11 protein-coding genes and 1 pseudogene are annotated in these 12,497 nt (G+C 75.3%); 1 reads left to right on the forward strand and 11 read right to left on the reverse strand.

Annotated elements, in window-relative coordinates; all coding sequences use genetic code 11:
* Positions 1-114 precede the first annotated feature (114 nt).
* Positions 115-1,029, reverse strand: coding sequence for a DMT family transporter (locus ABD352_RS51530; protein ID WP_344620010.1), 915 nt, complete (start codon positions 1,027-1,029; stop codon positions 115-117).
* The gene (locus tag ABD352_RS51535) at positions 1,026-2,159 is read right to left on the reverse strand and encodes an MGDG synthase family glycosyltransferase (RefSeq protein ID WP_344620011.1); all 1,134 of its coding nucleotides are present in this window, start codon (positions 2,157-2,159) and stop codon (positions 1,026-1,028) included. Before ABD352_RS51535 ends, ABD352_RS51530 begins: the two co-directional genes overlap by 4 nt.
* A gap of 73 nt (positions 2,160-2,232) precedes the next feature.
* On the opposite strand from ABD352_RS51535, the gene ABD352_RS51540 reads away from it, so the two are divergent.
* On the forward strand, positions 2,233-2,985 hold the full coding sequence (locus ABD352_RS51540) for an SDR family NAD(P)-dependent oxidoreductase (protein WP_344620012.1): 753 nt from the start codon (positions 2,233-2,235) through the stop codon (positions 2,983-2,985).
* A 13-nt stretch (positions 2,986-2,998) separates the two neighbouring features.
* On the opposite strand, the gene hpnH is transcribed toward ABD352_RS51540, so the two are convergent.
* The 9 genes and pseudogenes from hpnH to ABD352_RS51580 all read right to left on the reverse strand — a co-directional run bounded on the left by hpnH (position 2,999) and on the right by ABD352_RS51580 (position 12,405).
* Complete coding sequence (gene hpnH / locus ABD352_RS51545; RefSeq protein WP_344620013.1) at positions 2,999-4,003, reverse strand: adenosyl-hopene transferase HpnH; 1,005 nt, start codon at positions 4,001-4,003, stop codon at positions 2,999-3,001.
* Positions 4,000-4,953: a 4-hydroxy-3-methylbut-2-enyl diphosphate reductase gene (locus ABD352_RS57960; RefSeq protein WP_425553970.1), complete on the reverse strand. Its 954-nt coding sequence runs from the start codon at positions 4,951-4,953 to the stop codon at positions 4,000-4,002. The genes hpnH and ABD352_RS57960 overlap by 4 nt, the downstream gene beginning before the upstream one ends.
* 84 nt (positions 4,954-5,037) lie before the next feature.
* A pseudogene (locus ABD352_RS57965) lies at positions 5,038-5,544 on the reverse strand (phosphorylase family protein); the annotation flags it as partial.
* On the reverse strand, positions 5,541-7,451 hold the full coding sequence (shc, locus tag ABD352_RS51555) for a squalene--hopene cyclase (protein WP_344620015.1): 1,911 nt from the start codon (positions 7,449-7,451) through the stop codon (positions 5,541-5,543). The gene shc and the pseudogene ABD352_RS57965, both read right to left, overlap by 4 nt.
* Positions 7,451-8,461, reverse strand: a complete 1,011-nt coding sequence (locus ABD352_RS51560) for a polyprenyl synthetase family protein (RefSeq protein ID WP_344620016.1) — start codon at positions 8,459-8,461, stop codon at positions 7,451-7,453. Before ABD352_RS51560 ends, shc begins: the two co-directional genes overlap by 1 nt.
* Entirely contained in the window at positions 8,458-9,825 is a 1,368-nt protein-coding gene (hpnE, locus tag ABD352_RS51565; RefSeq protein ID WP_344620017.1) for a hydroxysqualene dehydroxylase HpnE, read from the reverse strand. Before hpnE ends, ABD352_RS51560 begins: the two co-directional genes overlap by 4 nt.
* Positions 9,822-10,691 carry a presqualene diphosphate synthase HpnD gene (hpnD, locus tag ABD352_RS51570; protein ID WP_344620018.1) on the reverse strand — a complete coding sequence of 290 codons (870 nt, stop codon included), beginning with the start codon at positions 10,689-10,691 and terminating at the stop codon, positions 9,822-9,824. The genes hpnE and hpnD overlap by 4 nt, the downstream gene beginning before the upstream one ends.
* A complete protein-coding gene (hpnC, locus tag ABD352_RS51575) occupies positions 10,688-11,566 on the reverse strand; it encodes a squalene synthase HpnC (RefSeq protein WP_344620019.1) in 879 nt (292 codons plus the stop codon). The genes hpnD and hpnC overlap by 4 nt, the downstream gene beginning before the upstream one ends.
* A 125-nt stretch (positions 11,567-11,691) precedes the next feature.
* On the reverse strand, positions 11,692-12,405 hold the full coding sequence (locus ABD352_RS51580) for a polysaccharide deacetylase family protein (RefSeq protein ID WP_344620020.1): 714 nt from the start codon (positions 12,403-12,405) through the stop codon (positions 11,692-11,694).
* Positions 12,406-12,497: the final 92 nt, after the last annotated feature.

A 12,497-nucleotide genomic window follows, 5' to 3' on the forward strand; every position in this document is an offset into this window, starting at 1 on the left:
AGGAGCCGGCGGCGCGCGGCCGGCCCGGGTCAGGAGCCGGCGGCGCGCGGCCGGCCCGGGTCAGGAGCCGGCGGCGCGCGGCCGGCCCGGGTCAGGAGCCGGCGGCGCGCGGTACTACAGACTCTCGGGCGCCGGGCTGGCCCGGCCGTCGCCCGGCTGCTGTCGGCGCATGTCGGAGTGGGTGGTGCTGGCCAGCCAGACGGCGCCCACCATGACGAGTACCGCGAGCACCTCGATCGTGAGCCGCGGCCCGGTGGTGGAAATCTGCTCGTGGAACGCGGTGATCCCGATCGCGACGCCCACGGCGGGGTCCATGACGGTGATCGCGGTGAGCGGCATGGCGATCCGCGAGGTCTGGAACGCGTCCTGGTTGAGGACCACGGCGCCGAGACCGACGACGACGAGGGCATAGGTCTGCCAGCGGGTGAAGATCCCGATCGGCTCCCTCGACAGCTGCGCGGTCAACGCCTTGAGCAGCGAGGCGGCGACGCCGTACAGCAGGCCGCTGGCGATGCCCAGCAGCACGGCCCGGGCCGCGCCGGCGGCCCACCAGCCGCCGATCAGGCACGCCGCGAGCACCGGGCCGGCCCAGAGGGCGACGCCCAACCAGCCGTCCGTCGTCGGTTCGTCCACGCCGGCGCGGGGCTGGGCGGCGAGCAGGAACGCGGCCAGGCCGGCCCCGCCGAGCACCACCACGAGATAGTCCCGCGCGTGGCTGCGCCGCCGGTTGAGCGCGACCGACAGCGGTATGGCCAGGAACTGGCCGGTGATCAGCATCGGCTCGACGAGGATGAGCGGCCCGTAGCTCAGGGCCACGGCCTGCAGCCCGGTGCCGAGGCCCTCGGGCAGCCAGGCCAGCAGCCATTTCGGCCGCCGCACCAGGCGCAGCAGCAGCCGCGGATCGAGCGGCTGCGCCTGCTTCTCCTGCTTGGCCTCGCTCTGCTCCAGCGCCGCGCCGACGCCGAACGCGGCCGCCGCGCCCAGCGCCGCCACGACCGCGATCGCGTCGATCTCGCCCGGCGCCGTCACCGGTGACCGACGAGGGCGCCGAGGGCGAGGTCGGCGATGCCGGCGGCGGGGTCCGCGGCGAACAGCGCCAGCCCGGCGTCGCGGGCCCGGCGGCCCCCGTCGCCGCCGACGAGGCCGGCGAGCGCCGGCCCGAGCTGGTCCCGGCCGCGGACCAGCGTGGTCACCCCGGCCTGGGCCATGGTGGCCGCGCTCGCCTTGCCGTGGCCGGGCAGCGGCCGGTAGGTGAGCACGGGCAGCCCGCAGGCCATGGCCTCCAGGGCGGTGAGTCCGCCCCCGTTCTCCACGAGCACGTCGACGGCCCGCAGCAACCCGGGCATGTCGTCCACCCAGCCGAAGACGGGTCCGGTCCGGGCCCGCAGCATCCGGCGCCGCAGCGCCGCGTTGCGGCCGCAGACCGTGACCGGCACCGCGGCGCCCGTGGCGGCGACGTCGGCCGCCGTCGCGGCCACCTCGCCGACCCCCCACGCGCCGGCGACGATCAGCGCGAGCGGGGCGTCCGGCGGCAGCCCGAAGCGCCGGCGGGCCAGCGCCTTCTCCGACGCCGACGCCGGGCCGCACCGGGCGGAGACCAGCCGGCCGGCCACGCGCACGTCGGCCGCCCCGTAGGCGAGCGCCTGGGCGCGGCTGATCTCGTGCGCCGCGTAGTGGACGTCCACGCCGGGGGAGACCCAGATCGGGTGCACCGCGAAGTCGGTCAGGTAGGTGATCACCGGAGCGTCGACGTGGCCGTCGCGGCGCAGGGGGCCGAGCAGCTGGCTGGCGATCGGGTACGTCGACACGATCGCGTGGACGTCGGCGGGCAGCGCACGGCGCAGCCGCGACCGCACGGGACGCAGCAGGGCGCGCGTGATCGGTGCGGCGCCGCGGAACCGGCAGGCGATCGCGAACAGGCCGTCGTAGATCCACGGCAGCCGCAGCAGCATGCCGCGGTACGTGCCGCGCAGCAGCCGCCCGAGCCGGCCCGGGAACACGTCGGTGACGTCCAGGCAGTCGACCTGGAAGTCCCGATCGCGCAGCCGCGCCGCCAGCTCGCGGGTCGTGCCGTCGTGCCCGGCGCCGACGCTGGCCGAGATCACCACGACGCGGCGGCGCGCGTCGGCGCGGACGGGGTCAGACTCGGTGATGGACATGCCGGGCGCTCTACCGCGAAGCGTGGTGTTTCTAACCCGGCGGACGCCCGAACCTGGGGGAAGGGGCAATCCGATGCGGATCGCGGACCGGGTGGCGCTGGTCACCGGCGCCTCGTCGGGCATCGGCCGGGCCGTGGCGCTGCGACTGGCCGGCGCGGGCGCGCGGCTGGTCCTGCACGGCCGGGACCAGCAACGGCTGGCGGACCTGGCCGAGCGCACCGGCGGTGTCGCGGTGACGGGCGACCTGGCCCGGCCGGAGGAGGCGAGCCGGCTGGCCGAGGAGGCGACCCGGCTCTGCGGCGGCGTGGACATCCTCGTCAACAACGCCGGCGTGGGCTGGGCCGGGGCCTTCGCCGGGATGGCGCCCGCCGACATCGAGCGGCTGGTCGCGGTCAACCTGGTCGCGCCGATGCGGCTCACCCGGGCGCTGCTGCCGGCGATGTGCGCCCGGCGCGACGGTTACGTCATGTTCGTGACGTCGATCGCGGGGCGCACGGGCGTGGCCGGCGAGGCGGTGTACGCGGCGACCAAGGCCGGCCTCGACACCTTCGCCGAGAGCCTCCGGCTGGAGACGCGCGGCTCGGGCGTCGGGGTCGGCGTGTTCGTGCCGGGGGTCGTGGAGACCGAGTTCTTCCAGCACCGGGGGCGGCCCTACGAGCGGCGCAGCCCCCGGCCGCTGCCCGTGGACCGGGTCGCGGACCTGCTCGTGCGGACCGTCGCGGCCGGCGGGGCGGAGCGGTACTCGCCCGGCTGGCTGCGGCTGCCGGTCGCGGTCCGCGGTGCGGCCCCCGGGCTGTACCGATGGCTCGCCGGCCGGTTCGGCTGAAACTCCTCGGAAGCTATCCCTTCCGCAGTGCCCGCAGCGACTCCTGCAGCGACGACATTGTCGCCAGCACCGCCGTGGGCTCGTAGCCGCAGTGGGCCATGCAGTTGGCGCACCGCGGGTCGCGGCCCCGGCCGTAGCGCTGCCAGTCCGTGGTCTCCACCAGCTCCCGGTAGGTGCGGGTATACCCGTCGGCCATCAGGTAGCAGGGGCGTTGCCAGCCGAACAGCGAGTACGACGGCACGGCCCACGCCGTGCAGGGGAAGTCGACCTGCCCCTCGAGGAAGTCGAGGAACAGCGGCGAGTGGCTGAGGCGCCAGCGTTGCCGCCGGCCGTCGGCGAACGCCTTGCGGAACAGCTCGCGGGTCTGCTCGACGCCCAGGAAGTGCTCCTGATCCGGCGCCTTCTCGTAGGCGTACGCCGGGGAGATCATCATCTCGTCGACCTTCAGCTCGTCGTTGAGATGGTCGAGGACGTCGATGACGGTCTGCGGCGTGTCGGTGTTGAAGAACGTCGTGTTGGTCGTGACCCGGAAGCCGCGCCGCTGCGCCTCGCGCACGGCGGCCACGGCCTCGTCGAACACGCCCTCCTTGCACACCGAGGCGTCGTGCCGCTCGCGGAGACCGTCGATGTGGACGGTGAACGAGAAGTACCGCGAAGGCCGGAACTTGTCGATCTTCTTCGGCAGCAGGACGGCGTTGGTGCACAGGAACACGTACTTCTTGCGCTTGACGAGCTCAGCGGTGAGGACGTCGATCTGCGGGTGCATGAGCGGCTCGCCGCCGGCGATGGAGACCATCGGCGCGCCGCACTCGTCGATCGCGGCGAGTGCCTGCTCGACGGGCATGCGTCGCTTGAGGACGTCGGCCGGGTGCTCGATCTTGCCGCAGCCGGCGCACTTGAGGTTGCAGGCGAACAGCGGCTCCAGCTCGACCAGCAGGGGAAACTTCTCACGGCGGCGTAGCTTCTGGCCCGCCAGATACCGGCCGATACGCAGGCGTTGGCGCAAAGGGATGCTCATTGCCGTACCTCCTTGGGCAGCGTGAAGCGGACGTCTTCGTGCACGGCGGTGTGCTCGCGGACCGTCCGGGCGCCGAGACCGGACAGCGCGCCGACGACCTCGTCGACGAGCACCGGGGGTGCCGAGGCGCCGGCGGACACGCCGACGGTGCGGGCGCCGGCGAGCCACCGCAGGTCGATGCCGCCCGCGCCGTCGACCAGGTACGCGGGCGTCCCGGCGCGCTCGGCGACCTCGACCAGGCGGAGGGAGTTCGACGAGTTGGCGGAGCCGACGACGATCATCGCGTCACACTCGCGCGCGACCTCGGACACCGCGCTCTGCCGGTTCGTCGTGGCGTAGCAGATGTCGTCGGACGGCGGGGCGACGAGGTCGGGAAACCGGCTTCGCAGCACCGCGACGATGTCGGTGAGGTCGTCGACCGCGAGGGTCGTCTGGACCAGGTACGACACCCGGAGCGGATCGTCGACCTGCACCTGCTCGGCGTCCCGGACGTCCTGGACGAGGCGGATCCGGTCGGGCGCCTCGCCGATGACCCCGTCGGTCTCCTCGTGGCCGGCGTGCCCGATGAGCAGGATGGTGTGGTCGTGGTCGGCGAACCGGCGGGCCTCGCTGTGGACCTTGGTGACGAGCGGGCAGGTGGCGTCGATCGTGGCCAGCTGCCGCGTGTCGGCGGACGACCGTACCGCGGGCGACACGCCGTGCGCCGAGAACACGGTCACCGCTCCGGGCGGGATCTCCTCGACGTCGTCGACGAAGATCGCGCCCCGCCGCGACAGGTCGGCGACCACGTGCGTGTTGTGCACGATCTGCTTGCGGACGTACACCGGCGGCCCGTGCAGCTCGAGGGCGCGCTCCACGACGAGGATGGCGCGCTCCACCCCGGCGCAGAAGGAGCGGGGCGCGGCGAGCACGACCCGGCGGACCGTGGTGGCGGCCGCCCACTCCTCCAGCCCGGCGGCGACGGCCGGCAGCGCCGCCAGCGCCGTGCGCAGCTGCCCGAGGGTGCTCGGCTGGACCAGCGCGCCGGTGTCGGCGACGACCCGCACGCAGGCGAGGGGGCGCTCGGCGTGCCCGGCGAGCAGCCAGGCCGACTCCAGGTCCACGGCCAGCGCGCCGGTGGCGGCCAGGCGTTCGCGCGCCGCGCCGCGGACCAGTCGCTCGGCGCTGACCACCGGGCCGGTCCGGACGGTGAGCCCCTGGCGGCGCAGCGCGTCGGCGAGCATCGCGGCCGCGGGGAGGACGATCGTGGCGGGGCGGGGATCGCCGGCCCCGGGGGCGGCGCGGACCTCGGTGGCCACGACGACGTCGCCGGGCCTGAGCGTCTCGTCGAGCCCGCCGCCGACCCCGGCCACGGCGAGGGCCCCGGCGCCGCCCACGCCGGGCAGGCCGGCGGCGCGCTCGGAACGGCGGCGGCCGGCGCCGGTGTGCAGCACGGTGCCGGCCGGGCCAGGCCCGGCACGGCGCAGCGCCGCCGCCTCCATGCGCATCGGTGCGCAGAGCACCCAGTCGCCAGTTGTGCGCTGCCGGGCCGGTGCACTCATCGATCCTCCTGTGCGGTGTCTCGCAGGATGCGGCCGAGGGCGCTGATCGGGAACACGAGCCGGTACAGGTGGTAGTTGATGTAGAAGTCGCCCGGGAAGCCGGTGCCGGTGTACTGCGGCTCGTCCCACGTGCCGTCGGGGCGCTGGGTGCCGACCAGCCAGGCCAGCGCCCGGCGGGCCGCCGGCGAGTGGTGCTCACCGGCGGCGTGCAGCGCCAGCAGGGCCCAGGCCGTCTGCGACGCGGTCGACGCCCCTCGCCCGCGCAGCGCCGCGTCGCGGTACGAGCGCATGTCCTCGCCCCAGCCGCCGTCGCCGTTCTGGTGGCGCAGCAGCCAGTCCACGGCCCGCCGGACGGCCCGGTGCTGCGGCCGGATCCCGGCGGCGGTCAGGGCGGGCACGACGCAGCCGGTGCCGTACACGTGGTTGGCGCCCCACCGGCCGAACCACGATCCGTCCGGCTCCTGCGCCCGGATCAGCCATCGCACGCCCCGGCGGGTGGCCGCGAAGCCCGTCAGCCCCTGGGCGCACAGCGCCTCCACGATGTGGGCGGTGACGTCGGCGCTGGGCGGGTCGGTGACCTCGCCGAAGTCGCAGAACGGCAGTTCGGCCACGAGCGCGCGGTCGTTGTCGGCGTCGAAGGCGCCCCAGCCACCGTCGCGGGACTGCATGCCGACCAGCCAGCGGGTGGCCCGGTGCACCGACGGATGGTGGCGCAGCGGGGTCCGCCGCAGCGCCAGGATCACCTCGGCGGTGTCGTCGGTGTCCGGGTAGCCATCGTTGTCGAACTCGAACGCCCAGCCGCCCGGCGGGACGTTGCGGCGGCGGACGGCCCAGTCGCCGCTGGTCGTGATCTCCTCCTCGACCAGCCAGTCGCCGGCGCGCACGAGCGCGGGATCGTCGGCCGGCCGCCCGGCGTCGGCCAGCGCCGTGACCGCGAGCGCGGTGTCCCACACCGGCGACTGGCATGCCTCCAGCCGGCGCACCGTCCCGCCCGGCGTCTGCTCGCGCACGGTGAAGCGTTCCAGCCCCTCGAGCCCGGCCCGCAGTACCGGATGCGTCAGCGGATACCCGAGCAGGTGCAGGGCCATGAGCGAGTACACCCACGGCGGCTGGATGCCGCCCCAGGAACCGTCGGCCTCCTGCCGGGCCACGATCCACTCGGCGGCCCGGCGCAGCGCATGGCGGCGCAGCGAGCGGCCGGCGACGCGCTCGTAGCCGCGCGCGGCCCGGTCGAGCTGGTGCAGCCAGCCGGCCCGGCGGGTCAGCGGCGGCGGTGGCGGTGGCCGCCGGCCCGTGCGCAGCTCCGGCAGCGAGAACCCCAGCGACCGGACGGGCCGCGTCGCCCGCACGATCGACAGCGGCACGATGGTCTGCCTGGCCCAGCAGCCGAAGTCGTACACGTTGAACGGCATCCACGCGGGCAGCAGGACGAGCTCGGGCGGGATGGCGGGCAGCAGCCGCCAGGGCCATTCGCCGAACAGCGCCAGCCAGATGCGGGTGAAGACCCGGCTGTGTTCGACGCCGCCGTGCTCACGCACGAAGGCGGCGGCCGCCGCCATGTGCGGTGCGTCGGCCGGGTCGCCGGCCAGCCGCAGCGCCGCGTACGCCTCGATGGTGGTGGACAGGTCGCCCGGGCCGCCGTGGTACGTCGCCCAGGCGCCGTCGTCGAGCTGCCGCGAACGGATCCAGCGGGCGGTCTGCGCGGTCAGCTGCTCGTCGCTGATCCCGAGGAACCGGCGCAGCAGCAGGTCCTCGGCCTCCATCGTCACGTTGGTCTCGAGCTCGCCCTTCCACCAGCCGGCCGGGTCCTGCAGGCCGAGCAGGTGGGTGGTCGCCCGGTCCAGGCCGGCCCGGGCCTGCTCGATGAGCCCGTCGCCGGCCGCCGGCCGCTCCAGTACCCGTGTCATCAGTGCTTGCGCCCCGTCACGAGGCGGGCGAGGTCCACGAGGTCGCCGTGCACGTCCCCGGGCAGCTCGAGCGCGGCGAGCTCGTCGAGGGCGTGCGCCAGATGACGATCGGCCTCGCGCTGGACCCAGTCCCGCGACCCGGCCTCCTCCAGGAGCCGCCTGGCGGTCATGAGCTCGGCCTCCGGCAGCCCGTCGGACGCGTACAGCGCGCGGAAGGCGTCGCCGGCCCGGGTGCCCGAGGCGAGCGCGTGCACGATCGGCACCGACTTCTTGCCGGCCCGCAGGTCGGACCCCACCGGCTTGCCGGTGCGCGCGGGCTCGCCCCAGATGCCGAGCTGGTCGTCGACGAGCTGGAAGCTCATCCCGAGATGGGTGCCGAAGCGGGACAGGCCCTCGGTCAGCGCCGCCGGGGCGCCGCACAGCAGCGCCCCCAGCGCGCAGGCGCACGACATCAGCGCCGCGGTCTTGTCGGCCGTCATGGCGAGGCACTCGTCGAGGCTGACGTCGTCGCGGCGCTCGAACTCCAGGTCGGCGGCCTGCCCGGCGATCAACCGGTGCACGTCCGCGTCCAGCCGCTGGGCCGCGACGGCGCCGCCCGGCCGGTCGTCACCGGCGAGCGCGTCGTGGGCCATGATCATCAGGGCGTCGCCGGCGAGGATCGCGGCGGCGGTACCGAAGACCACCCACGCGGTCGGGCGGTGCCGCCGCGTCGTGTCCTGGTCCATGATGTCGTCGTGCAGCAGTGAGAAGTTGTGGGCGAGCTCGACCGCGGCCGCGGCGTCGACGCCGCGCTCGGGCCGCTGTCCCGCGGCGCGGGCCGACAGCAGGGCCAGGGCCGGGCGGATGCCCTTGCCGACGGCGGCGGTCGGCGCGCCGTCGGCGTCGCAGTAGCCCAGGTGGTAGGCGGTGACGCGCTGGTTGCGTGGATCCAGGCGGCCGATCAGCTCTCGCATCCGGGGCTCGACGAGAACGGACACCTGATCGAGGCAGGCGACGGGTGCGATGGTCAACGGGTGCCCTCCAAATGTCGGTCTGCTGACACGAGGTGGGCGAGCACGACGTCGGCTGCGCGGTGACCGCTGCGCACCGCGCCTTCCATCGTGTCCGGCCATCCCGTGTCGGTCCATGCGCCGGCCAGCACGAGGCCGGGCAGGCGGGTCGCCGCGCCGGGCCGCAGCGCGCGGGTTCCGGGAGCCTGGCGGAAGGTGGCATGCGGCTCGCGGGTGACGAACGCCTCCAGCAGCCGCGCCGAGCGCGCCGCGGGGCAGAGCCGGGCGATCGCGGCGGAGTGGGTGGCGGCCAGCCGCCCGGCCGGGGCCGCGATCTCGTCGTCGGCGGCGGAGACCGAGACCACCAGGTACTGCCCGTCGGACATCGACGCCGGCGTGCGATCGAAGATCCACTGTGCCGGGGAGTCGACCGCCGCGGCGAACGGCAGGCCGATGACGGGCCGGTCGTAGCACAGGTGGACGTTCACGATCGGGGCGCTGCCCAGCCGGTGCCACTCATCCCGGCCGGCCGACGCCGAGTCCGGCACCAGCCGCGCGGCGGCGGCGTGCGGCACGGCCAGCACGACCGCGTCGGCGCTGAGCTCGTCCCGGGCCGCGCGGGCGCCGGCGTCCCCGATGGCGATCCGGAAGCCGGCGGCGTCCGGCCGGATCCGCTCGGCCCTGCTCCCGGTCGCCACGCGCACGCCGAGCCGGTTCAACAGCCGGTGCGCGGGACGGCCGTGCAGGTCGCGCAGCGGTGCGGTCGGACGCCCGATGTCGCCGGCGTCGGCCCGGTCCAGCAGTCCGGTCCGGAACACCCGCGCGGCGAGCGCCAGCGACGCGTGCTCCGCGGGGGTGTTGAGCGCGGCGATGGTGATCAGGTCCCACAACCGGTGCACCGCCCGGGGACCCTGGCCGCGGTCCGCGAGCCACTCGCCGAAGGTGCGCCCGTCGTTGCGCGGGTCGTCCGGATCCACCGTGCGCAGCGCGCCGGCCGCGACGATCGCGCGCAGCCGCTCGCCGGCGCCGAGCAGGGAGTACCCGGCCAGGGCCGGGAGCAGGTGCGCCGGTGCGGGCAGCCAGCGCGTGCGGGCCAGCACGTGCGGCGCCCGCCCGGGGGACAGGACCGGCACGCGGAAGTGCGGTTGCATCTGCGTCAGGGCGGCGCTGCCGAGGCGGTCGAGGAGGGCGCGGTAGCGCTCGTAGCAGCGCAGGAACACGTGCTGCCCGGTGTCCACGACGAGGCCGTCGCGGTCGAAGGAGTACGTCGCCCCGCCGAGCTCGCTGCGCCGCTCGAGCAGTGTCACCCCGATCCCGGCATCGGCGAGCCGGACGGCCGCGGTGATGCCCGCGAGCCCGCCACCGACGACACATACGTCCGTCATACCGTCCGCCTGACGAGCGCTCGGACCGCGACCGCGGCCTTCGCCCGGGCCGGCAGCCGCAGCCGCGTCCGGGCGACGACCAGCGGATCGTGCACGATCCGGGCCAGCAGCCGGTGGTAGATGCCGGCCATGGCGGCGGTGCAGGCGGCGCTGCGTGCGTCCAGCATCGGCAGCAGTTGCAGGCCCCTCTCGTACCACTGCTCGGCCCGCTCGGCCTCGAAGCGCACGAGCGCGGCGAGGCGGTCGGGCGGGTCGGCGAAGCCGTCGCCGTCGAGCTCCAGGGTGCAGCCGAACCGGTCGAGGTCGTCCTTGGGCAGGTACAGCCGGCCGTTCTCGCGGTCCTCCCGCAGGTCGCGCAGGATGTTGGTCAGCTGCAGCGCGATGCCCAGCGCGTCGGCCAGCTCGGTGGCCCGCCCCGGGGTGCCGGTGCCGAACACGCCCAGCGACAGGCGCCCGATGGAGCCGGCCACGCAGCGGCAGTACCACAGGAGGTCGTCGAACGCGGCGTAGGTGGTGCCGCGGACGTCGGCGGCGCAGCCCTCGAGCAGGTCGTCGAAGGCCTCCAGCGGGATGGGCAGCCGCCGCGCCGCGTCGTGCAGGGCCAGCAGCACCGGGTCGCCGGCGGTGGTGCCCGGCCGGCGGTGCAGCGCCGCGCTGACCTGGTCGAGCCGGGCCAGCTTCTCGTCCGGCGGCAGGTCGCCGTCGCCGATGTCGTCGATGCGGCGGGCGGTGGCGTACACCGCGGACAGGGCGCGCCGCTGGTGCTTCGGCAGCAGGCGGATGCCGTAGGAGAAGTTGCGCGCCTCCCGCCGGGTGATCTTCTCGCACCGCCGGTATGCCGCGTCGACGGCCGTGGCCGGGTTCACCCGATGCTCCTGACCATCACGGCCAGCCAGGACGCCGCGATGTCGAGCCGGCGGGGGCGTGGCGGCCCGGGCAGCGGGTCGTATCCGCTGCGCCGCAGCGCCCGCAGCGTCGCGTACCCGCCGGCGAGGTACCCGGCGACGGCGACCCGCGCCCAGCCGCGCAGCGTCGCGACCAGCGGCGACCCGGCGTCCAGCAACGTCTTCGCGCGCCCCGCCTCGAACCGCACGAGGCCGCGCAGCGCGTCGCTCGCCGTGGCCGCGGCCAGGTCGGCCTCGCGCACGCCGAACCGGTCGAGGTCGGCCCCGGGCAGGTAGACCCGGCCGCGCCGGTGGTCCTCGGCGAGGTCCTGGAGATGCTCGACGACCTGCAGCGCGGTGCAGATGCGGTCAGACAGGCCGACCCGGAGCGGGTCGGCCTGGCCGAACACGTGCAGGACGAGCTCGCCGACGGGATTCGCCGACAGCGAGCAGTACCCCACCAGGTCCTCGAAGGTGGCGTACCGGCTGACGGCCTGGTCGACGCGGTTCGCCTCGATCAGGCGCAGCAGTGGCCCGACGGGCAGCTCGCACGCGACCACCGTGGGGGCGAGCTCGCTCAGCACCGGGTGCGTCACCCGCCGCCCGTTGTAGAGCCGGCGAACCTCCGCCTCGAACGCGTCCAGCGTCGCCGTCCGCTCGGCCGCGGTCAGGCCCAGGGCCGGCTCGTCGCCCAGGTCGTCGACGAAGCGGGCGTAGCGGTACAGCGCATACAGGTGCCGGCGGGTGATGCCGGGAAGGATGCGAAGCGCCACCGGGAAGTTCTCGGCAGCGGCACGCGCTCGCAGCGGCCCGCGCGCACTGGGCGGTGCCGCCGGCGCTGTTGTCACATTGCTCATGTCAGGCGCCCACCCCGTTGCCCAGGGTGGCGTGCGACGCCGCGAAAAGGTCCATGCCGGGCATTGCGGCGCGCTACCCGCAATCAGGGCTCGTAACCCCTGCGCCGCGCGGACTACCCCGGCCGCTACGGCAGGTGGTGGCTCATCCGGGCGAAGCGCAGCCCCTGCCGCTCGCACTCGCCGGCGATCGCCGTCAGCGCGCCGAGGGCGCAGCGCCAGGAGCCGGGGGTCGCCGCGTGGTCGCTGTCGTGCAGCAGGAGGGTGGCGCCGCTGCGGATGCCGCCGGTCCTCAGGTGGGAGAGCACGGTCTCGGTGGTGGCGCCGGCCTCCCAGTCGCGGCCCCAGGCGCTCCAGAGCACCGGGCGCAGGCCGAGCCGGACGCCCGCGGAGAGGCTCGCGGCGCAGAGGATGCCGTACGGCGGGCGGAACCAGACCGGCGGCACCCCGCAGGTGCGCAGGATCAGGTCGGCCGTCCGGGCCAGATCGTCGTAGACCCGGCCCGGCGTCATCCGCAGGTGATCGCGGTGGGTCCAGCCGTGCACGCCGATCTCGTGCCCATCCTCGTGGATTCGGCGCAGCAGGCCGGGCGCCTTCGACGCCAGGCTGCCGAGCACGAAGAACGTGGCCGGGATGCGAAGCTCCGCCAGCGAGCCGAGGAAGGCCGGCGTGGACCGGGGATCCGGGCCGTCGTCCAGGGTGAGCGCGACGCTGCCCGGGCGCCCGACGCCGCTGAGTGCCGGCAGACGCCGGCGCACCTGGGGCAGCGCCGTCACCGCGGGGCCGGCGTGCAGCGCCGCGACGGCCGCGCACGCGCCGATCGCCAGAAGTCGTTTCCTCACGCCGGTGCGCCCCCCGCCTTACCCGCCACTGGCCGAGATCGGGCGCCCCTACCCGCTGCCGAAGCGGTGAAACCGGGCTGGCACGCTATGAC

This window comes from Dactylosporangium salmoneum (assembly GCF_039532525.1).
GTDB lineage: Bacteria > Actinomycetota > Actinomycetes > Mycobacteriales > Micromonosporaceae > Dactylosporangium > Dactylosporangium salmoneum.